The sequence below is a fragment of the Candidatus Pelagibacter sp. Uisw_092 genome (assembly GCF_047729545.1).
Taxonomy (GTDB): domain Bacteria; phylum Pseudomonadota; class Alphaproteobacteria; order Pelagibacterales; family Pelagibacteraceae; genus Pelagibacter.
This window is the reverse complement of sequence record NZ_CP159824.1, coordinates 452,299-474,335: the sequence shown is the minus strand read 5'-3', so window position 1 is coordinate 474,335 and position 22,037 is coordinate 452,299. Positions and strand designations below refer to the sequence as shown.

Below are 22,037 nucleotides of genomic sequence, written 5' to 3'. Positions count from 1 at the left end.
ATAATTATCTATCAAAAGATCCTCTGTTTCTAATTTTTTTTTGGAGTTGCATAATTCCATAGAGTAATGCTTCAGCTGAAGGTGGACATCCAGGAACGTATATGTCAACAGGAACAATTTTATCACAGCCTCGAACAACAGAATAAGAGTAATGATAATAACCTCCACCATTAGCACAACTACCCATAGATATAACGTACCTTGGTTCTGGCATTTGATCATAAACTTTTCTTAGGGCTGGTGCCATTTTATTCGTTAAAGTTCCTGCAACAATCATAACATCTGATTGTCTAGGTGAGCCTCTAGGTGCGGCTCCAAATCTTTCCAAATCATATCTTGGCATAGCTGTTTGCATCATTTCTACTGCACAACAGGCTAAACCAAAAGTCATCCAATGTAATGATCCTGCTCTTGACCAATTAATAAGATTATCAAGCGATGTTGTAATAAAACCATTTTTGCTAAAATCTTCAGAAAGTTTTTTAAATTCTTCTGGTATTTGTTTATTTTTTTCTTCTAAATTCATATTTATAATATTACTCCCAATCTAGAGCACCCTTTCTCCACTCGTAAATAAAACCAATTGTTAGTATAAATAGAAAAATCATCATTGAGGAAAAACCTAATAGGCCAATATTTCCCAGGGAGATTGCCCATGGAAAAAGGAAAGCTATCTCTAAATCAAAAATTATAAAAAGAATGGCCACTAAATAAAATCTAACATCAAATTCTATTCTAGAATCCTCAAAAGGTTCAAACCCACACTCATAAGCTGATAATTTTTCAGGGTCAGGATGTTTTGGTGAGAGTATTAAATTTATAACAACAAATGCACAGCTCAACCCAAGGGCGATAACTAAAAATAAAATTATTGGTAGATAATCTTTTAAAAAATCTGAAAGCATGAAGTCTATATAACAGTTTTTATAACATGTTGAAGTGCTCTTACGTCTCATTTTATATTATATTACATAAAAAAATAAGGAAAAGTGGCGGGAGTGAAGGGACTCGAACCCTCGACCTATCGCGTGACAGGCGATCGCTCTAACCAACTGAGCTACACCCCCACTTTTTGTTGTTTTGGTGGGCAGTAAAGGACTCGAACCTTTGACCCCCTCGGTGTAAACGAGATGCTCTACCAACTGAGCTAACCGCCCAAAACAAGCGCTACTATTACATCAAGGAATGGATAATGTAAATTGGTAATTATTGAATACTAGCTTGAGATTTATCCTCTGATTTAGAAATCTTTTCAACCTCAACCCACTCAACTCTTTTTAACTCTTTAGTCAAAGCTATTTTTAATACTTCATCGGCATGTTCTACTGACGTTATTTTAATATCATCAGTAATTTTTTTTGGCATATCAACTAAATCTTTTTCATTTTCTTTAGGAATAATAACTTGTTTAATACCAGCTCTATGAGCAGCTAGTAATTTTTCTTTTAAACCACCAATAGGTAAAACTTGACCTGTTAATGTAACTTCACCCGTCATTGCAACATCACGTCTCACTGGAATATTGGTGATCGCTGACACTATAGATGTGACCATTCCAATTCCTGCAGACGGTCCATCTTTAGGTGTAGCACCTTCTGGAACATGAATATGAAAATCTTTTTTTTCAAATAAAGGTGGAATAATTCCATAATCTAAACTTTTAGATCTAATAAATGATTTTGCAGCTTTGATAGATTCTTGCATTACATCACCAAGTTTTCCTGTAATTTGCATTCTACCCTTGCCAGGCATAATAACGGTTTCAATTTTAAGAATTTCACCACCATACTCGGTCCAAGCCAAACCAGTAACAACACCAATTTTATCTTCATTTTCTAGTTCACCAAACTTAAATTTTTGTATTCCCAGATAATCTGATAAATTTTTTAAATCTATTTTAACTTCTTGTTCTTCACCTGTTACAACTTTTTTAACAACTTTTCTTGCAACTTTTGAAATTTCTCTTTCTAAATTTCTAACACCGGACTCTTTTGTGTAGCTTCTAATAATTTCTTTAATAATATCCTCTGATAGTGTCATTTCTTTTTCTTTAACACCATTGTCTTTAATTTGTTTTGGTAGAAGGTATTTATTTGCAATATTAATTTTTTCATCTTCTGTATAGCCAGCTAATCTGATTACCTCCATTCTATCTAAAAGTGGTGGCAAAATATTTAATGTATTTGCTGTTGTTACAAACATAACATCAGATAAATCATAATCTACCTCTAGGTAGTGATCATTAAATGTTGAATTTTGTTCTGGGTCCAGTGCCTCTAACAAAGCAGAAGATGGATCACCTCTATAGTCGTTTCCAATTTTATCTATCTCATCGAGGAGAATTAAAGGGTTTTTAGTTCCTGCTTTCTTCATCATTTGAATAATTTTTCCTGGTAAAGATCCAATATAAGTTCTTCTGTGACCTCTAATTTCAGCTTCATCACGCATACCACCAACAGAAACTCTCACAAACTCTCTATTTGTAGCCTTTGCAATTGATTTACCTAACGATGTCTTTCCAACTCCTGGAGGGCCAACTAAACATAGAATTGGACCTTTAATCTTTTCCATTCTTTTTTGAACAGCTAAAAATTCAATAATTCTTTCTTTTACTTTTTCTAAACCAAAATGATCAGCATCTAGCACTGCTAGTGCTTTTTTTAAATCAACAGCAACTTCACTTTTTTTAAACCAAGGTAGATCAATCATCCAATCTAAATAATTTCTAATTACAGTAGCCTCAGCAGACATGGGGCTCATATTTTTTAACTTTTTAAGCTCTGCCATACATTTTTTTTCTACATCTTTTGGCATTTTAGATTTTAAAATAGATTTATTCAGACTTGAGGTTTCATCTTTGCCATCTTCAATCTCACCTAATTCTTTTTGAATAGCTTTAAGTTGCTCATTTAAATAATACTCTCTCTGGGTTTTCTCCATTTGAGTTTTAACCCTACCTCTAATTCTTTTTTCAACTCCGATAATGCTGGTCTCATTTTCTATAATTTTAATTATAGAGTTAAGTCTTTTTTTTACATCTAGTGTTTCAAAAATTTGCTGCTTTTCAGCAATCGTTGCTGTTAAATGAGAGGCAATATTGTCAGCAATATGAGATGCTTCTGTTAACTTTTTAATACTATTAATTGTTTCACTTGAAACCTTTTTATTAATTGATGTTAATTTTTCCAGTCTTCTAACTGCTGTCATTGCTAGTGGAATTAAATCTTCATCTTTAATTGTAGTATCATAGTGATGAGCATATTCACAAATAATAAATTTATCATTATCCTTAAAATTTAAAATCTTAACTCTTTTACTTCCTTCAACTAAGACTTTTACTGTACCATCAGGTAATTTTAATAGTTGTAAAATATTTCCTTCGCAACCATAAGTAAAAACATCTGCTTTTTTAGGATCATCAACATCTGAATTTTTTTGTGTAACAAGAATTATTTTTTTATCTTTTTTCATTACCTCGTTTAAAGCTGAGATAGACTTATCCCTCCCAACAAATAATGGAATAACCATATTAGGGAAGACAACAATATCTCTTAAAGGTAATAAAGGTTTCTCGATTTTGACATCCATGTTCTAAATATGGATATTAAATATAATATTGCAATAGCTATTTATGAGTTATTAACGCCAAATTAAGCTGCTGATGTTTTGTCAGTCTTTATTTTGCTATTATTCTTTGAGTGAACTAAAATGGGTTGAGTTAAGCCTTTGGCAGCACTAGCATCGACAATCACTTCCTCTATATTGTCCTTGCTTGGTAAATCATACATAGTTTTTAATAATATATTTTCTAAAATTGATCTAAGCCCTCTTGCGCCAGTTTTTTTATTAATTGCTTTTTGAGCAATTTCTTTAATAGCACTATCTTTAAAATTTAACTTTGCTCCATCTAATTTAAATAATTCTTGATATTGTTTAATTAAGGAGTTTTTTGGCTCATGTAATATTTTAACTAAAGATTTTTCATCAAGATCTTCTAGAGTTGCAATCATGGGTAGTCTTCCAATAAATTCAGGTATCAAACCATACCTTAATAAATCTTCAGGTTCTAAGCTTTTCATCCATTCACCTATTTTTTTATCATCAGTTTTCTTAACATTTGCACCAAATCCAATTGAAGTACCTTTATCTCTTTGAGAAATTATTTTATCTAAACCAGCAAAGGCTCCTCCACAAATAAATAAGATGTTAGTTGTGTCTACTTGCAAAAATTCTTGCTGAGGATGTTTTCTTCCTCCCTGTGGTGGTACACTTGCAACAGTTCCTTCCATAATCTTCAGCAAAGCTTGTTGCACACCTTCACCAGAAACATCTCTAGTAATTGATGGATTTTCAGACTTTCTACTAATCTTGTCAACTTCATCAATATAAACAATTCCTCTTTGAGCTTTCTCAACATTATAGTCTGCAGCTTGTAAAAGTTTTAAAATTATATTTTCAACATCTTCTCCAACATAACCAGCTTCTGTTAGAGTAGTAGCATCTGCCATTGTAAAAGGTACATCTAAAATTCTGGCCAATGTTTGGGCTAATAAAGTTTTACCACAACCTGTGGGCCCAACTAGAAGAATATTAGATTTAGAAAGCTCAACAGTCTTGCTGGTTTTACTTTCATAATTAAGTCTTTTGTAATGATTATGTACAGCTACTGATAAAACTTTTTTTGCATGTGGTTGACCAATAACATAGTCATCCAATACTGCACAAATTTCTTTAGGAGGTGGTAATCCATCTTGATGTTTAACAAAATTATCTTTGCTTTCTTCCTTAATAATATCCATGCAAAGTTCTACGCACTCATCACAAATAAATACTGTAGGACCTGCGATTAATTTTCTAACTTCATGTTGGCTTTTGCCGCAAAATGAACAGTAAAGAATATTTTTATTATTAGTAGTCATAAATTTTATTAACGAATCAGTTAATGTACTTTAATATAAATGAGTCTCACTAATCAAGTGTACGTTTAGTAACTATCTAGATGTTGTGTATTAAGACCTATTTTCTACCACTTCGTCGATTAGACCAAAATCTTTAGCAACTTCAGGCGTCATAAAGTTATCTCGCTCTAGCCCTTTTTTAATATCATCAACAGATTTATTAGTATGTTTTGAATAAATTTCATTAAGTCTTTTTTTTAATGCTAAAACTTCATTGGCATGTATTTCAATATCTGTTGCTTGCCCCTGAAATCCAGCTGATGGTTGATGAACCATTATTCTAGAATTTGGTAGTGAAAATCTTTTGCCTTCTTTACCAGCAGCTAATAAAAAGGATCCCATTGATGCTGCTTGTCCGATACATAAAGTTGAAACATCAGGCTTAATATATTGCATTGTGTCATAAATTCCAAGACCTGCAGTAACAAGTCCACCAGGACTATTTATATATAAATTAATTTCTTTTTTAGGATCTTCAGATTCTAAAAATAAAAGCTGAGCTGTAACTAGAGATGCAACATTGTCATTAATGGGGCCAACTAAAAAAATTATTCTCTCTTTTAGAAGCCTTGAATAAATATCATAAGCTCTTTCACCCTTGTTGGACTGCTCCACCACCATAGGGACTAAATTGTTCATTTGTTCAGAAAAATCTATTGTCATAAATTGATTCTTTTAACTTATACAACTTGTGATTACTTTTTGCTAACTTTTTTTGCTTTAGTTTTTTCAACTTTCGGCTTTGTTGAAGCTTTTTTAGGGTCAACTTTTTTTTCTTCTGAGTGATCATGATCGTGGTTATGGTCATGATCTTGTTTTTGATGTTCTTTTAATATTTTTTCAGCTTCATCCTTGCTTATTTCTTTTCTATTTAGTTTTGCTTTTTTCTTAATTAAATCAATAATCTTCTCTTCATAAACGGTTCCTTTTAAACTTGCTAACGCCGATGGGTTTTTTTGGTAAAACTCCATAACCATTTTTTCTTGTCCTGGCATCATTCTAAGTTGTTTTTGAACTTCTGCTTGAATCTCTTGTTCTGTAACTTGTATTTTATTCTGTTCACCGAATTCATTTAAGATTAATCCTACTTTGATTCTTTTTTTAGCTATGATTTCAAAATTTTTTTTGCTTTTTTTAGCATCATCTTCACTCATCCCTTGTGATAATATTTTAACCTCTTCATCTATTAGGTTGCTTGGAATTTCATCAACTTTAAAATTTTCAATTTCTTTTAAAATTTGTGTTTTAGTTAACTTATCTAAAGAATTTTTATACTCTTCATTAATTTGCTTCGAAACTAATAATTTTAAATCAGTAAGATCTTTTGCACCTAAGTTCTTTGCAAAATCATCATCAATTTTTATATCTTCAGATCTTTTTACAGCTATGATTTTGCAAACAAAATTAGCTTTTTTCTTAGCAAATTCTTTTTGTGGATAATTTTCAGGGAGCACAGCCTCTACTAACTTTTCGTCATTTTTTTTTACACCAATTAATTGTTTGTCGAAACCTTTAATAAATAAATCTTTTCCAAGGATCAATTGTGTATTTTTCCCTTCGCCACCAGTAAAATCTTTTCCATCAATTGTAGCTTTATAATCAAAAACAACTGAATTGCCATCTACAGCCTTAACTTCATCGGCAACATCTTTAAAGTTATTCTGACTCTTTGCTATTTCTTTGACCCTTTTATTTGTTTCATTTGAATCAATTTTAACTGAATATTCATTAAATTTTATATTCTCTACTGACTTAAGCTCTACTTTTGGAAGTTCAGTAACAGACATTACATATTCTAAATCTTTATCTTCACCGTAAGTTTTAAGATCAAGTTTTGGTTGTCCAGCTGGTTTAATTTTATTATCTTCTAACGCTTTAGTTGATGAATCTTTTAAAACTTTATCTAAAACCTCACTAAAAATTGCTTTACCAAATTGTCTTTTAAGAATTTCTTTTGGTACTTTTCCAGGTCTAAAACCTTTTAAGTTAACAGTATTTTTGATTTCTTCATATTTTTCATCCATATGAGTAGTCATAATTTTTTTATCTATGAAAACTTTGATGTCTTTATTTAAGCCTTTTATATTTTCTACTGTTACTTTCATAATTTTTTATAACTTTCTGGTAGGCGAAAAAGGACTCGAACCTTCACATCTTTCAATACTGGTTCCTAAGACCAGCGCGTCTACCAATTCCGCCATTCGCCCACAATTCTTGTGGGTTTATATATTATTGCTATCATTTGTCCAATGACAATAATTATAAAATATATTAATACTTAATTGTATTTACTAACAATTTATGAAAATGATTATTTCACCTTGTATAAGTATATGTAAAACTGACCCTCAAACTGACTATTGCTACGGATGCGGTAGAAATAATAAAGAAAAGAAATTATGGAAATTAGAAGCCACCTCAAACCAGTGGAAGAGTGATAATTTAATTGATATACAAAAAAGACTCGCTGGATGGCAATTAGAAAGCTTCAAAGACTCATATAAACATAAAATTGAGAATGGTATTTCTCTTTATAAAAAAAATTTAATAAAATGAATAAAACAATAATAGTTACTGTAATTTATATACTTGGAATCATAATTGGTGCTTCATTTTTAGATATCTGGGGTTCAGAAACGACATTTGTAAAAACTATTTCAATATTTGTATGGACAATTATTTTTTTAATCATGCTATTTTATTTTGATAAGTATGAAAAAAAAAATAGTTTTAACGTTATGTTTTTGATACTTTTAATGTTTTTACTAAATTTTCATACAATGGTTTTTTCAGAAATTATGCATTTAACGGGATGTAAGAATCTGAACGATAGTTTCATTAAAAATGAATACATTTTAGATTTTGAAAAATCTTTAATGATTAGAAACTATATTTATGACAATAAAACATACAAAAAGCATAAAAGAACTGACTTAAGTATAAAAAAAGAAAATACTTTAGAAAGATTTCTATATGAAGATAAAAATCTAATCTTTACAGATAGAATTGGTTACCCTCAATTTTACACTCAACTAGTTTTTGAAAAAAATAACCCCATAATTAATATTAAAACTGTAATTAATGGTGAAGAAGCTATTTCGAAGGTATCAACTTGTGGCAATGTAGAAATTTTTGAAAAAGAAAGTTAAGACTTTTTATTTATAACGTTAGTCTTGCTGGTCTTGATAGCAAAATTTAATTTTTTTGCTCCAAACTTAGTATTTGTGATATTACTTCGATGCTTTGCAAATGCTTGCTTTTGGGCTAACTTCATTGCTTTTTTTGATGACATTTAAGTATCCTATATTTTATTATAAAAAAATATACCTTTAATTATTAGAAGTTTTTTGTCTAGCTAGAATATTAAAATCTCTATCCGCTATGACAATTTCACCCGATGAAACAGATAAATTTAAAATTTCAAAAATCACAACATAATGTGTAACAAAAATTAAGTTACCTTTGCCGTTCCACTCTTTTATAAATCTTTTTAATTCTTTAATCTGTTTAGCCTTGTTATGAGCAAATTTTTGACTAAAAAAAGAATTTAAAAAACTTTTAGTTTTGTAATTTTTAAAAGCGTACTTAGCTGTTTGCTTACATCTACACCATTCACTAGATAGAACTAAGTTACTACTCATATTACTTTTTAAAAAAAAGCTATTAATAGTCATTGCTTGGTAAATGCCTTCCTGACTTAAGTTTCTTTGTGAGGCACAACTAGATAAATCAAAGTTATCTGGATCACCACTACCTGGAGCGTACGCATGTCTTATAAATATTAATTTTCCTCCTTCACTTAGTAAATTTTGTAAATCTTCATTTGAATTAGCTACTATCGGTGTATTAAAGGATATAAATAGAACTATAATAATTTTAATTAACTTCATTTATGAACATTAAATTTAAAAAAATAACTAATTCAATAATTAAATGTAGAAAATGTCCTAGATTAATAAAATTTAGTAAAAAAATCTCAACTATTAAAAGAAAGCAAAATATATCAGAAATTTACTGGGGTAAGCCTGTAACAGGGTTTGGTGATATTAAAGCAAAACTAATGATTATTGGTCTTGCACCAGCAGCTCATGGTGGAACAAGAACTGGTAGGGCATTTACTGGTGATAAGTCTGGTAACTTTCTGTTCAATTGTTTATACACAGCAGGTATCTCAAATTTACCTACTTCAATACATAAAAAAGATGGCTTAAAACTTAATAGTACTTATATTACTAATATCTTGAAATGTGTTCCACCAGATGACAAACCTTTGAGTTTGGAGTTAAATAACTGTTCAAATCATTTTGATAATGAAATTAAAAGTTTAAAAAATTTAAAAGTTATAATTACATTGGGTAAAGTTGCATTTGATAATTGTATAAAGTTTTATAAAAAAAATTTTATAATTGATAAAAAATTAATCTTTAAACACGGTGTTAAATATTATCTACCTGATGGTAAAATTTTAATACCCAGTTACCATCCAAGTCCAAGAAATGTTAATACAAAAGTTATTAACACAAAAAAAATGATGAACTTACTTATAATGGCTAAAAAATATTCTAAACTTTAATACTGTCACAAAAATAAGGCTTAAAATCCTGAAATAGAGGATCAGGTATTCTCATGGGTTTACCTTTGCTATTAACAAAGACTAAATGTACTTTCGCTTCAACTATTATATCTTCTCCTCTTGAAATAAATTGCTTCATAAAAAATGATGTTTTTGTAATTGATTTAACAAAAGATCTAATATTTAATTCATCTTCTAAATAAGCTGATTTCTTGTAATCAATACTACAAGATTTAACTATAATTAATGCTCCAAATTCATCTTTAATTTTTTTATTACTAAAACTTAAGCTAACTAAAGCTTCTGTTCGAGCTCTTTCAAGAAAATTTAGATAATTTGCGTAATAAACAACTCCACCAGCATCAGTGTCTTCATAATAAACTTTAAGTTTATGAAAAAAATTTTCATGCATGTTTATATGATAGCAAAAAACTATTAAAAAAAACTCTTTATTCTGCTGAAAAATAAATATTTTGATAATATGATATTGCTTTTAATTTTGAGTTATCTGTATCTGTCATTATCGCAACACCAGATATATCTAAAACTTCTATACCATGAAGCTTCATAAAATCCTTTTTAACATTAGCTTTAACTGTCACCCATGTATCTAAATTATTTTTTGTTGTAGATAACACATAATCAATTGATTTTTTTGTGTAAGGGCTATGCCAATTTTTCCCAACCTCATTATTACTAGAAAATACATAATTTATTGCTCTATTTGATAGGGCTGTAGACCCAGTTTTTTTTATAACAAATACTCTGGCAGCATAATCGTGTCCCTTTTTACTATTTTCTACTATGCCTGATAAATCCTTTTCAACTTTCCATGTAATGTTAATATAAGGAGTTTTTAACAAATCAATTAAAACTTCTTTACCCAGCCCTGAACCCTTACCTTCAGCTTCAGCTTTAATAAAATTACCATTTTCATTAGAGCCAAGAGTCCATATTGTTTCGCCTTTATATTTTTTCCCAACTTTTAAAGTTTTGAATTCATTTTTTGTAAAATCAAAAACAGTAACATTTTCAGCAATTACATTGCTTGAAAATAAATACAAAAAAAATGATATTATAAAAAAATTTATTTTCATAGGAATAGTATATAGCCAAAGTTTTTTAAAAAACAACATTTGAACATACTTTAGACAATCTACGATCAATATTTAATATTAATAACAAAAAATGAAATCAATCTCTATATTTATACTGTTAATTTATTGGTCAATAATCTTGTTAGCACCTGTGATTTCGAATGAAAATAAAATTGATTTAATAACTTTAAAAACTACACTTAATAAGTAGACCTACCACCACTAATATCAAAAACAGCCGCTGTTGAGAACGAGTTTTCTTCTGATGAAAGCCAACAAATTAGAGATGTAAACTCTTCTATCTCTAAAAATCTACCTCTTGGCACTTTTGATAGCATTCTAGCCACATGTTCTTTTGACATTTGGTCTAAAATTCTTGTTTTGGCCCCCGCTGGAGTAACGGCATTAACAGCAATATTCTTGTCAGCTAACTCTTTCCCAAGTGATTTAGTTAATCCAATAACTCCAGCTTTTGCTGAGCTGTAAGCGCTTGCATTAGCATTTCCATCTTTCCCCGCAACAGAAGCAACATTTACAATTCTACCATAATTATTTTTAATCATATAAGGGACTACAGACTTGCAGCAATTAAATGTGCCCATTAAATTAATTTGTACAATTTTGTTCCATTCATTAACGTCATAATCCCAAAGAGAGGAAGTTGATCCAGTAATACCAGCATTATTAATTAAAATATCTATGTTTGATGATTTTGCTATTCTATCTACAGTTTTTTTAACATTTTCAAAGTTAGAAACATCAACAATATTATATGAAAGATTTTCATCATTTACTGCTTTAGCTGCTTTTTTTAACTCATTTTCATCAATATCCCAGATAATAGCTTTTGCACCAGAGCTTAAAAAACGTTTAGCAATATCCAATCCAAAACCTTGAGCGCCTCCAGTAATAATTGCTGTTTTGCCCTTTAAGTCAAATTGATGCATAAGATTATTTACTAGCTAACAAATAGTAAGTTAATGAAGAGATAAATGCACCAATAATCCAAGAAAAATAATGAAAATTCATTAAACTTTCGTTCCAAATTGTTGAGGCTGCAAAAATAAATCCTAAAACTAAAGAATAGATTGCCTTGAGGTGCCAACCATTAGTGTAAAAATATAGATCATCATTTTCTAAAGAAAAAATAGCTTTATTATCTAAATTAGTTTTTTTAATTATATAATAATCAACAATCATAACACCAAATAAAGGTCCAAAAAAAGAACCAAAAGTATCTATAAAAGCTAAAATTCCAATTTGACTTAAAAGTGGTAACCAAAAAATACCTATTAGAAAACCAAAAAGAGCAATTATTATTGCTGAAGTTTTTAAATTAAGTTTTGTTGGCATAATATTTAATAATACATTTTGTGTTGGAATATAATTTGCAATTAAATTTGTTGATATTGATGAAAAAATTATAAAAACTAGAACTATTACAGTCAATTGTATATTTCCAATTTTTCCAATTATATCTGTCGGATTAGTTAAGATTCTTTCCATATTTTCTAAATTTTTATTCAAAAAAATATCTGAACCAATGACAATAAAAACTGCAAAGAAAGAAAAGATTATCAAATTAAGCATTAGACTTAAGTTTCCTTTCTTTAATTGATTTTCATTTTTTACATATCTAGTAAAGTCCCCATAATTTACAATTACGATTGAAAAATAAGCAAAAACAGTTCCAGCAACTGTAATAAGAGGGGCGAAATTATTAGCATCAAAAAAATTGCTAAATAAAAAAATATCAGCAAAAGCAGCAAAAGTTGTTTTTACATCATAAAGAAATACAACTAAAAAAAATAATAGCATTCCAGAATAAACAGTTATTGCTGAAAGTTTTATAATAAATCTATTGAATTGATGACTTTTGCTGAATAGAAAAGTTTGTAAAATTATAGCAAAAGTAAAGGCTGCCCAATCAATGATGTTTAACCCTAGTAAAAAAACTAAAAAAATATCTTTATCTATAAGTGTGCTATCTATAGAAAAAATTAAAATTCTAATTAAATAGCTAAATAATTTTGATAAAAAATAAGTTTGGATACCAAACATAAAAAGACCAACAATAGCTCTAAAAAGACCAAAATATTTTGCTCCATTTATTCCTAAGGAGCTCCTTAAAATTACTGGAAAAGGTAAGCCATATTTTTGCGAAGATTTTCCAATTAAATTTGAAAAGATACAAACAAAAAATGAACCTATTAAACTTCCTAACAGAACAACAAAAATATTTAACTCATAAACAAGATAAAGTGATGCTATTAGAGAAAATCCAATTATACTTTGAATATTTACACTCCAAAAACAAAACAAATCTTTCCAGTCCCAAAGTTTATCGTTAGGGTTTACCGAGACTAATTCCCAGTTAATTAAGCTTTTTTTTGATTTAATTTGATTCACTTACTAGATAATAAACTAATAAACTCTACTGTCCATATAGATAGGCTGGAAGCCATAAAGCAATCTGTGGAAATACAATAATTAAAATTAGACCAATTACTTGGATAACCATAAACTGCATCATTCCATGATAAATATCTTTAAGATCCCACTCGGGAACTACACCTTTTAAAAAATAAGCAGACAAAGCTACTGGCGGTGAGAGCCAGGCAGTTTGGAGATTTACAGCAACAAGAATTGCAAACCAAGTTAAGTTAAATCCAAGCGCTTCAACTAATGGTAATATAATTGGTACTATGATCATAACAATTGGTACCCACTCTAGAGGCCATCCTAAAAGAAAAATCATAACCATGATCATTGCAAGAATTAAATATCTATTCATCTCTAAGCCTAACAAGAAATCAGTTAATAACATTGGCGTACCCAGTCTTGAAAATACTGCTCCAAAAAAGTTTGATGCAGCAACTAAAACCATTATTAAAGCTGAAATTTCTAAAGTTTTAACTAAAGCTTCTTGTAACCTTCCAAATGTTAACTTTCTGTAAGCAAGAGCTAACAATAAAGAACCCATCGCACCGCAACCAGCTGCTTCTGTGGGTGTTGCAAATCCAAACAAAATACTTCCGAGCGAAGCAAAAACTAAAGCTGCAGGAGGAACTAAACCAATAAAGAATTCCTTCCAAACAGCCACCATACTAGTTGCCCTTAATTCAGGAGGTAATACAGGTCCTAAACTTGGGTCAATCCAACATCTAATAGTTGTATATGCAGCATAAAGTGTTGCTAATAAAATTCCTGGAATAATTGCTGCAGCAAATAAATCTGTAACTGGTATTTCCATAATTGGTCCCATTACAACAAGCATAATACTAGGTGGAATTAAAATTCCTAAAGTTCCTCCAGCTGTGATTGTTCCTGCAGCCAATCGAACATTGTAACCTGACTTGTTCATAGATTTTGCAGCCATAATTCCTAAGATTGTTACTGATGCTCCAACAATTCCTGTTGCTGCTGCAAAAATAACTGAAACAAATAGTACTGCATAATATAAAGAGCCTCTTACTTTAGCTAACATTAATTGAAATGCTGAAAATAATCTTTCCATTAATCCAGCTTGCTCCATCATTATTCCCATAAAGACAAAGAGTGGGACAGCAGCAAGAGTTTGTTCAGTCATTACCATTGAAAACTGTAAAGTCATTAAATAAAATACCAATTTACCAAATCCTAAGTACCCAAAGAAAAAACCAAGAAATATTAATGTAAATGAAATTGGAAAACCGACAAATATAGAAAATAACATTACACCAATAAGGATAAAACCTAAGATGGCTGGATCCATAAATTCTGCTAACATTACTCGTCTCCTCCTGGCCACACACCTTTAGTAGCAGCCCAATAGCTTTTAAATATTTCCGATACTCCTTGAACAAGTAAAAATACTATTCCTAACCATAAAGATGATTTTATTGGCCACATGTATGGCATCCAAGCTGTGTCCATACCTCTTTCACCTCTCATAATTGATTCCTGAACAAAGCCAGTGGTCATATATAAAAAGACAATTAATCCTGGGAAATAGAATATCAAGTATAACCAAAAATCTACTTTGCCTTGCGTGCTAGTTTTAAAATTTCTATATAAAAAATCTGCTCTTATATGAACACCTTTTGATAAAGCGTAACCTGCACCAAGCATAAATAGTGCACCATAAAAAAACCTACTCATATCGTACACCCACATCGTTGGAGCATTAAAAAGTTTTCTAGCTAAAACCTCATAAACCATTGCAAATATCAAAGGTATAATAATCCAACAAACCACGTTACCGATACACTTGTTGGCAAAATCAATTTTTGTAATAGTTAATGCCATCCATTTGGGCATATCTTTAGGCATTGGACCTGAACCACCTCTTCTTTCAGCAATCATTTCATCTGAAATATCAAGCTTCATAGGCTTGATTTCTTCTTTTGGTTTTTGGGAGTCGTGGTTTCTTGGCATAAATAAATTTGGTAAAAAAAAACTAAAGCGGACTATTAAATCCGCTTCAGTTGTTATTATTTTTTATCTAAATACTACTTTAATGTTTCTGCGTGAGCCATTCCTAGCTTAGCGTTTGACATTTGAGATCCAGACCAAAAAGGAACAGCTATGTCAGCAAAGTCTTTTTGAGACTGCCATACTTTAGCAAAGAATGGGTTTTTAGCCGCATTTTTTTCTAAAGCTGCTTTTGCTGCTGCCATATACGCTGGGAAATAGTCAGCAGGAGTATCATGTAAAATAACACCATGCTTAGTAGTCAACGTATGTAGAGCTTTTCCATTTTCGTATATTCTGTAGCTCATTGATTTTGATAAAGATGCATTTGCAGCAACTTCTAAAGCTTTTTTCTCTAAAGCAGACATCTTTTTGTACTTAGAGCCTGTAATATAGAAGTCAGCATTTACTACTACTTGGTGAAGACCTTGTAGGTAGTAATGTTTTAGAACTTTCTGGAAACCAAATGTCATATCCGGCTTAGGACAACACCATTCAGCAGCATCAATTGTTCCTGCTTCAAGAGCTGGTAAAATATCTCCACCACCCATTGCAACAGAAGCTACACCAATATCTTTATAAGTTTGGCCAGGAATTCCCGGAGGAGTTCTGAACTTGTACTTTCTAAAATCAGCCATGCTATTAATTGGTTCTTTAAACCAACCTAAAGCTTCAGGGCCTACTGGTTGTAACATAAATCCTTTGATATCTCTTCCCATCTCAGACCATAGTTGGTCATAAAGTTCTTTACCACCACCATATTGGAACCAAGATAAAAAAGCGATGTTATCGATACCAACACCTGCACCTGCTACTGGCGAACCAAATAACATAGCTGCTGGGTGATCGCCTGACCAATAGTGAGTCCAAGCAAAACCACAATCGATTAATCCTTTATCAACTGCATCTAAAGTTTCTTTTACACCTACTACTGATCCAGCTGGCATAATTTCGAACTTAAGTGATCCACCCGTTAGTTCAGTAACTGTATCAGTGAAGTCTTTCAACATCACCACTTCATCAGCTTTTGCACTAATTACGGTTTGACACTTAAGGGTTTGTGCAGATGCACCTGTTACTGTCATTACAGTAAGTAGAAGCGATCCAACAAACAAAGATATGATTTTTTTCATATTTATTTTCCCTCTCATTGTTTTTTTATAAAAAAAGAACCTTCTCAAATAAATAAATTTAAAACAAGAGTTAATATCCTGAATTTTTACTCTATTAACACTGGTATTACTGGAATTTTAATTTTAACGCATTATAAACGTTCTAATCTAATGGAAAATTTTGATTATATTATTCTTGGAGCAGGTTCTGCAGGATGTGTCCTTGCAAATAGATTATCTGAAAATCCAAATCATAAAGTCTTACTTTTAGAGGCTGGAGGAAAAGATAATAATCCATGGATACATATTCCAGTTGGATATTTTAAAACGATGCACAACCCTAATACTGATTGGTGTTATCGAACTGAGCCAGACAAAAGTATGAATAATATGTCTATAAGATATCCAAGAGGAAAGACTTTAGGTGGAAGCTCATCAATCAATGGTCTCTTATATATTAGAGGACAACATCGAGATTATGATATTTGGAGGCAGTTAGGAAATGCTGGTTGGGGGTGGGATGATGTTTTACCTTATTTTATAAAAGCAGAAAATCAAGAAAGAGGTAAAAGTGAGTTTCATGGAATAAATGGACCCTTATCTGTTTCTGATCAAAGAATACACCTTCCTCTTTTAGATGAATTTCAAAATGCAGCAGAAGAATTTGGTATCCCTAAAACAAAAGATTTTAATACAGGTGATAATCATGGTTGTGGTTATTTTCAAGTAACTCAAAAAGATGGATTTAGATGTAGCACTTCGGTTGGATATTTAAATCCAATTAAACATAGAAAAAATTTAAAGATTATTACCAAAGCACATATTAAAAAAATAAATTTTGATAACAAGACTGCTAAAGAAGTTGAATTTTGGCATGGTGATGAGCTAAAAAAAGTAAAAGTAAATAGAGAGATTATTATATCTTCTGGAGCAATTGGATCACCTCAAATTTTGCAAGTATCAGGAATTGGTAATCCGGATAAACTAAAAAATCTAGGTATTGATATGGTTCAAAATCTTAATGGAGTTGGAGAAAATTTACATGATCATTTAATGTTAAGGCCAATTTATAAGATAAATGGTCTTAAATCGCTTAATAAGAAAATTAACAGTTTGTTTGGCAACTTAATGATTGGGTTAGAATATGTGTTTAATCGTAGTGGCCCAATGACAATGGGTGCTAGCCAACTTTGTATGTTTGCTAAAAGTGATCCCTCGTTAGAGCTTCCTGACTTACAATGGCATGTTCAACCAATGAGTATGGATACTTTAGGTGCAACTAAAAATCACGATTTTCATGCATTCACTCCTACTGTTTCAAATATTAGACCCACTAGTAGAGGTCACGTAAGTATAGTTGATAAAGACTCAAGAACTTATGCAAAAATTAAACAAAATTATTTGTCGACTGATCATGACAGAATAGTTGCAGCAAAAGGACTTAAGCTAACAAGAAAGATTATATTAGAGTCAGAAACTTTTAAAAAATATACACCTGAAGAGTATAGACCAGGGATAAATATTAATGATGATGAAGAACTGGTTAAAGAAGCGTCAAACTATGCACAAACTATATTTCATCCTGTTGGAACATGTAAAATGGGTCAAGACGATATGGCAGTTGTTGATGATAAATTAAAAGTTCATGGAATTAAAAATTTAAGAGTAATAGATGCTTCTATTATGCCTAATATTACATCTGGAAACACTAATGCACCTACAATAATGATTGCAGAAAAAGGTGCTGATATGATACTAAGCAACTAATGTTTGCAGAATTATTTGGACCTGAACAACTGATAATCTTAGGTCAAATCATATTTATAGATTTAGTCTTAGCTGGAGATAATGCAATTATTATTGGAATGGTTGCCTCTAAATTTCCAGCAGAACAAAGAAAAAAGGTAATCTTTTGGGGAATAGGTGGTGCGGTAATTTTAAGAATTATCTTAACCATGTTAACTGCCTATTTATTACAAATAACAGGATTAAGACTGATAGGTGGATTACTTCTCCTTTATATAGTATACAAACTCTACACAGATGTGATCAAAGGTCAGTCAGGTGACGAAGATATTAAAGTAGATAACTCGAGTTTCATGAAAGCAATATGGACAGTTTTACTTGCTGATTTTACAATGAGTTTGGATAATGTTTTAGGTGTAGCTGGTGCTGCTGGTGATCACTATGTACTGCTAGTATTTGGTTTGGCTTTATCAATAATTCTTATGGCAACAGCAGCTACCATAATATCAAAATGGATTAATGAATATAAATGGATAGCTTGGATTGGTTTAATTGCTATACTGGTTGTTGCTATCGAACTAATCTATACTGATTTGAAATTATTTATTTAAATGTACTTACAAAAAATAAATCTAAAAAATAAATACGCATTAGTTACTGGTGCTGGTAAAGGGTTAGGAAGAGCCTGCTCTATTGCTCTTGCTGAAGCTGGAGCAACGATCATTGCATTAAGTAGAACTCAATCAGATCTTGATAAACTTGAAAAGGAAATAAAAAAGATAAAAGGTAAAGTTATCAAAATTAATTGTGATGTAATGAATTACAAAGAATTAAAAGAAAATCTAGATAAGATTAAAATCGTTGACATTTTAGTTAATAATGCTGGTACAAATATCCCAGAACCTTTTGAAAAAATCAAACAAGAAAATATGAACTACTTGGTAGATTTAAACCTTAAAGCTGCTTTTAATGTGGCTCAATTAGTTGTTAAAAAAATGTTAAAAAATAAAAAAAGAGGTGGATCAATTATTAATATGTCCTCTCAACTTGGTCATGTTGGAATGGCGGGTAGAAATGTTTATAATATGACAAAATTTGGAATTGAAGGTTTAACTAAAGGTATGGGTGTTGAGCTTGCAAAAAATAATATTAGAGTAAATACAGTAGCACCTACTTTTGTTGCAACACCAATGGTTAAAAAATTTTTTAGAAATAAAGAATTTAAAAAACTAGCTTTAGGTAATATTCCTATGGGAAAATTAGCAACAGAAAGTGATGTCGCAACAAGTGTTTGTTTTTTAGCTTCTTCTGCATCATCAATGGTTACGGCCACATCAATCTTAGTAGACGGTGGATGGACTGCAAAGTAATATATAGATTACTTTTATTAGTAGCATTATTTTTTTCAACTCAATCTTTTGCAGTAGAATTTCAGGGAAAATTTATTCAAGGACATTTCATTATTGGAAAAACTGACCCTGGGTCATTTATCTTAATAGATAAAAAAAAAATTAAAGTCTCAAAGGATGGTTATTTTGCATTTGGAATTGAAAAAGATAGAAAGTTTGACATTACAATCACTGAAAACAATAACAAAATTTTAAAAAAAATAAAAAAGAGAAAATATAATATTCAAAAAATTGATGGCTTACCTAAAAAAAAGGTTACACCACCTGAAGAATTTTACGTAAGAATTAAAAAAGAGAACAAGTTAATAGCTGATGCAAGAGAGATTGAAAGTGACTTACAGTTTTTTAAAGAAAAATTTATTATCCCAGTTGATGATGCAATAATTACTGGTGTTTATGGTAGTCAAAGAATTTTAAACGGTATACCCAAGTGGCCACACTATGGTTTAGATTTTGCCCAAAAAAAAGGTACCCCTGTTAAAGCGATGAACAATGGCATTGTTACTCTAGCTGAAAAAGATTTATTTTATACAGGTGCCACTTTAATATTTGATCATGGCCATGGAATTTCAACTCTATACATGCATATGGATGAAATTTTTGTAAATGTTGGTGACCATGTTAAAAAAGGAGATATTATTGCAACTGTTGGATCTTCAGGTAGATCAACTGGACCTCATCTTGATGTAAGACTTAATTGGTTTGGTACTAGACTAGATCCTGCAACTATATTAAACATTCAATAATGAAAAAAACCTTATTAGAAAAGACAGCAGATAAATTGGTTAATGCTTTCGTTAACAATAAAATAATTGCTCAACTTCCATCAAAATTTACTAAAAAATTAAGTGAGGCAGAAAAATTAAGAAAACTTTGTGAAAGTAAAATTTCTGATCCAATAATAGGATTTAAAGCTGCAGGGACGGGAATTCCTGTAATGAAAAAGTTAAAAGAAAAAAAACCATTCTATGCATCAATTTTTAAAAATAATTTTATAAAAAGTGGTCAAAAAGTAAAAATTAATAAATCTACTTTAGGAATTGAATTAGAGGTTTGTTACCTTATTAAAAAATCTTTTTTCTCCTCAAAAGGCTTAATTACCATGAATAATGTTGCTAAATATATATCTCATATGGCTCCTTGTATTGAAGTTGTTGGCTACAGGCAGAGAAAAAAGGGGATAACAAGTTTTGGAGATTTGTGTAGTGATTTTGGAGCTAATGTTAAGTTTCTAATTGGAAAAAAACAAAAATATAAAAAAATTAATATTGGAAATTTAAAAACAAATATATCTAACAAAAAAATTAAGCAAAGTGTAGATGGTAACACGAGCACTGTTTATATAAATCCTTTAAATGCACTACGTTTTGTTCTTAACGAGCTGAAGAAAGATAAGATCAATCTAAATAAAGATTTTTATGTTTTTACTGGCTCAACTGTTGGTGTTGTTCCTATTCTAGGAAAAGGACTTTACACAGGCAAAGTAGAGAGCTTGGGATCAGCCAAAGCTATTATTAATTAATGGCGCTTCACTTTAGCAAAGAAGAGTTTGAAAAAAGAAAGCTAAAGACTTTACAGTCTATGAAAGAGCAAAATCTTGATGCTCTACTTATGTTTAGACAGGAATCGATGTTCTGGCTTACAGGTTATGACACTTTCGGTTATGTTTTTTTTCAAACTTTAATTCTAGATCGGAATGGAAAAATAATTTTATTAACAAGAGCACCAGATTTGCGACAGGCACAAAATACATCAAATATAAGTGATATAAGGATATGGGTTGATAAAGATGGCTCTAATCCCACTGATGATCTTAAGACAATTTTAAATGAACAAAATTTAAAAGGCAAAAAAATAGGTATTGAATATGAAGCGTATGGGATGACTGGTCGTAATGCCTTGAAATTAAATCAGTCATTAGATAATTACTGCAGTGTTGAAGATCAATCAGAACTAATAACAAAACACAGGGTCATTAAATCAATAGAAGAAATAGTTTATGTAAAAAAAGCTGCAGAGCTTGCAGATAAAGCTCTTGATGAAGCTTGGAATTATGTAAAAGCTGGAGCAAGTGAAGCAAAAATTTTAGCTGAAATGCAAAAAGCTGTTTTGGAAGGTGGTGGTGATTACCCTGCTAATGAATATATAATAGGATCAGGCCATAATGCTCTACTATGTAGGTATCAATCTGAAAAAAGAAATTTATCAGATACAGACCAGTTAAGTATTGAATGGGCTGGTACTTTTAAGCATTACCATTCAGCAATGTTTAGGACTATTCTTGTTGGGAAAACCAATCCAAAACATATTGAGATGCATAAAGCTTGTGTAGAAGCTCTAACTAACTGTGAAAAAAAACTAATACCAGGTAATACCGTAGGTCAAGTATTCGATGTTCATGCAAAGACTTTTGACAATCTTGGTTATAAAAATTCAAGAATGAATGCTTGTGGCTATTCCATGGGTGCAACATTTTCACCTAACTGGATGGACTGGCCAATGCTTTACACGGGCAATCCTTATAAGATTGTTCCGGGTAATGTCTTCTTCATGCATATGATATTGATGGATTCTGACAATGGCATAGCAATGAATTTGGGGGAAACATATTTGGTCACAGAAAATGGTAATGAGAGACTAGGAAAGCAAAAGTTAGATTTAGTTATATTTTAAATAATTATTAAAAATTA

Annotated in this window: 24 protein-coding genes and 3 tRNA genes; 9 read left to right on the top strand and 18 right to left on the bottom strand. The window is 30.6% G+C overall.

Features of this window, described 5'->3' with window-relative positions:
• Positions 1 to 4: 4 nt before the first annotated feature.
• The 9 genes from ABXT63_RS02530 to ABXT63_RS02490 form a co-directional block, all read right to left on the bottom strand.
• The gene (locus ABXT63_RS02530; protein WP_415321567.1) at positions 5 to 526 is read right to left on the bottom strand and encodes a NuoB/complex I 20 kDa subunit family protein; all 522 of its coding nucleotides are present in this window, start codon (positions 524 to 526) and stop codon (positions 5 to 7) included.
• A gap of 10 nt (positions 527 to 536) precedes the next feature.
• Positions 537 to 905 carry an NADH-quinone oxidoreductase subunit A gene (locus tag ABXT63_RS02525; protein WP_415321565.1) on the bottom strand — a complete coding sequence of 123 codons (369 nt, stop codon included), beginning with the start codon at positions 903 to 905 and terminating at the stop codon, positions 537 to 539.
• A gap of 85 nt (positions 906 to 990) precedes the next feature.
• Positions 991 to 1,067 (bottom strand) — tRNA-Asp (locus ABXT63_RS02520).
• A 14-nt stretch (positions 1,068 to 1,081) separates the two neighbouring features.
• Positions 1,082 to 1,157: transfer RNA gene (locus ABXT63_RS02515), tRNA-Val, on the bottom strand.
• A gap of 49 nt (positions 1,158 to 1,206) precedes the next feature.
• Positions 1,207 to 3,588, bottom strand: a complete 2,382-nt coding sequence (lon, locus tag ABXT63_RS02510; protein WP_415321563.1) for an endopeptidase La — start codon at positions 3,586 to 3,588, stop codon at positions 1,207 to 1,209.
• Positions 3,589 to 3,650: 62 nt separating this feature from the next.
• Positions 3,651 to 4,919, bottom strand: coding sequence for an ATP-dependent Clp protease ATP-binding subunit ClpX (gene clpX / locus ABXT63_RS02505; protein ID WP_415321561.1), 1,269 nt, complete (start codon positions 4,917 to 4,919; stop codon positions 3,651 to 3,653).
• Positions 4,920 to 5,009: 90 nt separating this feature from the next.
• On the bottom strand, positions 5,010 to 5,621 hold the full coding sequence (gene clpP, locus ABXT63_RS02500; protein ID WP_415321559.1) for an ATP-dependent Clp endopeptidase proteolytic subunit ClpP: 612 nt from the start codon (positions 5,619 to 5,621) through the stop codon (positions 5,010 to 5,012).
• 32 nt (positions 5,622 to 5,653) lie between these two features.
• Positions 5,654 to 7,063 (bottom strand): trigger factor, encoded by a 1,410-nt coding sequence (gene tig / locus ABXT63_RS02495; protein WP_415321557.1) that lies wholly within the window; start codon positions 7,061 to 7,063, stop codon positions 5,654 to 5,656.
• A gap of 17 nt (positions 7,064 to 7,080) precedes the next feature.
• Positions 7,081 to 7,165 (bottom strand) — tRNA-Leu (locus tag ABXT63_RS02490).
• A gap of 94 nt (positions 7,166 to 7,259) precedes the next feature.
• On the opposite strand from ABXT63_RS02490, the gene ABXT63_RS02485 reads away from it, so the two are divergent.
• Entirely contained in the window at positions 7,260 to 7,514 is a 255-nt protein-coding gene (locus ABXT63_RS02485) for a DUF1289 domain-containing protein (protein WP_415321555.1), read from the top strand.
• Positions 7,511 to 8,107 (top strand): hypothetical protein, encoded by a 597-nt coding sequence (locus tag ABXT63_RS02480; protein WP_415321554.1) that lies wholly within the window; start codon positions 7,511 to 7,513, stop codon positions 8,105 to 8,107. The genes ABXT63_RS02485 and ABXT63_RS02480 overlap by 4 nt, the downstream gene beginning before the upstream one ends.
• Here the strand turns inward: ABXT63_RS02480 and ABXT63_RS02475 are convergent.
• Both ABXT63_RS02475 and ABXT63_RS02470 read right to left on the bottom strand, forming a co-directional pair.
• Positions 8,104 to 8,250, bottom strand: a complete 147-nt coding sequence (locus ABXT63_RS02475) for a hypothetical protein (RefSeq protein WP_415321552.1) — start codon at positions 8,248 to 8,250, stop codon at positions 8,104 to 8,106. The two genes, ABXT63_RS02480 and ABXT63_RS02475, sit on opposite strands and share 4 nt — an antisense overlap.
• A gap of 37 nt (positions 8,251 to 8,287) precedes the next feature.
• A complete protein-coding gene (locus tag ABXT63_RS02470) occupies positions 8,288 to 8,848 on the bottom strand; it encodes a histidine phosphatase family protein (RefSeq protein ID WP_415321550.1) in 561 nt (186 codons plus the stop codon).
• Positions 8,849 to 8,850: 2 nt separating this feature from the next.
• Between ABXT63_RS02470 and ABXT63_RS02465 the strand changes: the two genes are divergently transcribed.
• Positions 8,851 to 9,531, top strand: a complete 681-nt coding sequence (locus ABXT63_RS02465; RefSeq protein ID WP_415321548.1) for a uracil-DNA glycosylase — start codon at positions 8,851 to 8,853, stop codon at positions 9,529 to 9,531.
• On the opposite strand, the gene ABXT63_RS02460 is transcribed toward ABXT63_RS02465, so the two are convergent.
• The 7 genes from ABXT63_RS02460 to ABXT63_RS02430 form a co-directional block, all read right to left on the bottom strand.
• Positions 9,521 to 9,943 (bottom strand): YbgC/FadM family acyl-CoA thioesterase, encoded by a 423-nt coding sequence (locus tag ABXT63_RS02460; protein WP_415321546.1) that lies wholly within the window; start codon positions 9,941 to 9,943, stop codon positions 9,521 to 9,523. The two genes, ABXT63_RS02465 and ABXT63_RS02460, sit on opposite strands and share 11 nt — an antisense overlap.
• Before the next feature lie 37 nt (positions 9,944 to 9,980).
• Positions 9,981 to 10,628, bottom strand: a complete 648-nt coding sequence (locus ABXT63_RS02455; protein WP_415321544.1) for a DUF3047 domain-containing protein — start codon at positions 10,626 to 10,628, stop codon at positions 9,981 to 9,983.
• A gap of 200 nt (positions 10,629 to 10,828) precedes the next feature.
• Complete coding sequence (locus ABXT63_RS02450) at positions 10,829 to 11,575, bottom strand: SDR family NAD(P)-dependent oxidoreductase (protein WP_415321542.1); 747 nt, start codon at positions 11,573 to 11,575, stop codon at positions 10,829 to 10,831.
• 4 nt (positions 11,576 to 11,579) lie between these two features.
• Positions 11,580 to 13,037 (bottom strand): cytosine permease, encoded by a 1,458-nt coding sequence (locus ABXT63_RS02445; RefSeq protein ID WP_415321540.1) that lies wholly within the window; start codon positions 13,035 to 13,037, stop codon positions 11,580 to 11,582.
• A gap of 25 nt (positions 13,038 to 13,062) precedes the next feature.
• Positions 13,063 to 14,397: a TRAP transporter large permease gene (locus ABXT63_RS02440; RefSeq protein WP_415321538.1), complete on the bottom strand. Its 1,335-nt coding sequence runs from the start codon at positions 14,395 to 14,397 to the stop codon at positions 13,063 to 13,065.
• Complete coding sequence (locus tag ABXT63_RS02435) at positions 14,397 to 15,044, bottom strand: TRAP transporter small permease subunit (protein WP_415321536.1); 648 nt, start codon at positions 15,042 to 15,044, stop codon at positions 14,397 to 14,399. The genes ABXT63_RS02440 and ABXT63_RS02435 overlap by 1 nt, the downstream gene beginning before the upstream one ends.
• 74 nt (positions 15,045 to 15,118) lie before the next feature.
• A complete protein-coding gene (locus tag ABXT63_RS02430) occupies positions 15,119 to 16,213 on the bottom strand; it encodes a TRAP transporter substrate-binding protein (protein ID WP_415321534.1) in 1,095 nt (364 codons plus the stop codon).
• Positions 16,214 to 16,363: 150 nt separating this feature from the next.
• Here ABXT63_RS02430 and ABXT63_RS02425 point away from each other — a divergent pair, with 150 nt between their 5' ends.
• From ABXT63_RS02425 to ABXT63_RS02400, 6 genes are read left to right on the top strand one after another with little or no spacing between them, the layout of a single operon-like run.
• A complete protein-coding gene (locus tag ABXT63_RS02425; protein ID WP_415321532.1) occupies positions 16,364 to 17,959 on the top strand; it encodes a GMC family oxidoreductase in 1,596 nt (531 codons plus the stop codon).
• Positions 17,959 to 18,549, top strand: a complete 591-nt coding sequence (locus ABXT63_RS02420; RefSeq protein WP_415321530.1) for a TerC family protein — start codon at positions 17,959 to 17,961, stop codon at positions 18,547 to 18,549. Before ABXT63_RS02425 ends, ABXT63_RS02420 begins: the two co-directional genes overlap by 1 nt.
• Positions 18,550 to 19,308 carry an SDR family NAD(P)-dependent oxidoreductase gene (locus ABXT63_RS02415; RefSeq protein ID WP_415321528.1) on the top strand — a complete coding sequence of 253 codons (759 nt, stop codon included), beginning with the start codon at positions 18,550 to 18,552 and terminating at the stop codon, positions 19,306 to 19,308.
• A complete protein-coding gene (locus ABXT63_RS02410; protein ID WP_415321526.1) occupies positions 19,293 to 20,093 on the top strand; it encodes a M23 family metallopeptidase in 801 nt (266 codons plus the stop codon). Before ABXT63_RS02415 ends, ABXT63_RS02410 begins: the two co-directional genes overlap by 16 nt.
• Positions 20,093 to 20,869, top strand: a complete 777-nt coding sequence (locus tag ABXT63_RS02405) for a fumarylacetoacetate hydrolase (RefSeq protein ID WP_415321524.1) — start codon at positions 20,093 to 20,095, stop codon at positions 20,867 to 20,869. The genes ABXT63_RS02410 and ABXT63_RS02405 overlap by 1 nt, the downstream gene beginning before the upstream one ends.
• Complete coding sequence (locus ABXT63_RS02400) at positions 20,869 to 22,020, top strand: M24 family metallopeptidase (protein WP_415321522.1); 1,152 nt, start codon at positions 20,869 to 20,871, stop codon at positions 22,018 to 22,020. The genes ABXT63_RS02405 and ABXT63_RS02400 overlap by 1 nt, the downstream gene beginning before the upstream one ends.
• The last annotated feature ends 17 nt before the right edge of the window (positions 22,021 to 22,037 follow it).

Bases quoted from the DNA above. Each gene is read 5' to 3' on its own strand.
- ABXT63_RS02530 (WP_415321567.1), bottom strand. From the start codon at position 526: ATGAATTTAGAAGAAAAAAATAAACAAATACCAGAAGAATTTAAAAAA.
- ABXT63_RS02525 (WP_415321565.1), bottom strand. From the start codon at position 905: ATGCTTTCAGATTTTTTAAAAGATTATCTACCAATAATTTTATTTTTA.
- lon (WP_415321563.1), bottom strand. From the start codon at position 3,588: ATGGATGTCAAAATCGAGAAACCTTTATTACCTTTAAGAGATATTGTT.
- clpX (WP_415321561.1), bottom strand. From the start codon at position 4,919: ATGACTACTAATAATAAAAATATTCTTTACTGTTCATTTTGCGGCAAA.
- clpP (WP_415321559.1), bottom strand. From the start codon at position 5,621: ATGACAATAGATTTTTCTGAACAAATGAACAATTTAGTCCCTATGGTG.
- tig (WP_415321557.1), bottom strand. From the start codon at position 7,063: ATGAAAGTAACAGTAGAAAATATAAAAGGCTTAAATAAAGACATCAAA.
- ABXT63_RS02485 (WP_415321555.1), top strand. From the start codon at position 7,260: ATGAAAATGATTATTTCACCTTGTATAAGTATATGTAAAACTGACCCT.
- ABXT63_RS02480 (WP_415321554.1), top strand. From the start codon at position 7,511: ATGAATAAAACAATAATAGTTACTGTAATTTATATACTTGGAATCATA.
- ABXT63_RS02475 (WP_415321552.1), bottom strand. From the start codon at position 8,250: ATGTCATCAAAAAAAGCAATGAAGTTAGCCCAAAAGCAAGCATTTGCA.
- ABXT63_RS02470 (WP_415321550.1), bottom strand. From the start codon at position 8,848: ATGAAGTTAATTAAAATTATTATAGTTCTATTTATATCCTTTAATACA.
- ABXT63_RS02465 (WP_415321548.1), top strand. From the start codon at position 8,851: ATGAACATTAAATTTAAAAAAATAACTAATTCAATAATTAAATGTAGA.
- ABXT63_RS02460 (WP_415321546.1), bottom strand. From the start codon at position 9,943: ATGCATGAAAATTTTTTTCATAAACTTAAAGTTTATTATGAAGACACT.
- ABXT63_RS02455 (WP_415321544.1), bottom strand. From the start codon at position 10,628: ATGAAAATAAATTTTTTTATAATATCATTTTTTTTGTATTTATTTTCA.
- ABXT63_RS02450 (WP_415321542.1), bottom strand. From the start codon at position 11,575: ATGCATCAATTTGACTTAAAGGGCAAAACAGCAATTATTACTGGAGGC.
- ABXT63_RS02440 (WP_415321538.1), bottom strand. From the start codon at position 14,397: ATGTTAGCAGAATTTATGGATCCAGCCATCTTAGGTTTTATCCTTATT.
- ABXT63_RS02435 (WP_415321536.1), bottom strand. From the start codon at position 15,044: ATGCCAAGAAACCACGACTCCCAAAAACCAAAAGAAGAAATCAAGCCT.
- ABXT63_RS02430 (WP_415321534.1), bottom strand. From the start codon at position 16,213: ATGAAAAAAATCATATCTTTGTTTGTTGGATCGCTTCTACTTACTGTA.
- ABXT63_RS02425 (WP_415321532.1), top strand. From the start codon at position 16,364: ATGGAAAATTTTGATTATATTATTCTTGGAGCAGGTTCTGCAGGATGT.
- ABXT63_RS02420 (WP_415321530.1), top strand. From the start codon at position 17,959: ATGTTTGCAGAATTATTTGGACCTGAACAACTGATAATCTTAGGTCAA.
- ABXT63_RS02415 (WP_415321528.1), top strand. From the start codon at position 18,550: ATGTACTTACAAAAAATAAATCTAAAAAATAAATACGCATTAGTTACT.
- ABXT63_RS02410 (WP_415321526.1), top strand. From the start codon at position 19,293: ATGGACTGCAAAGTAATATATAGATTACTTTTATTAGTAGCATTATTT.
- ABXT63_RS02405 (WP_415321524.1), top strand. From the start codon at position 20,093: ATGAAAAAAACCTTATTAGAAAAGACAGCAGATAAATTGGTTAATGCT.
- ABXT63_RS02400 (WP_415321522.1), top strand. From the start codon at position 20,869: ATGGCGCTTCACTTTAGCAAAGAAGAGTTTGAAAAAAGAAAGCTAAAG.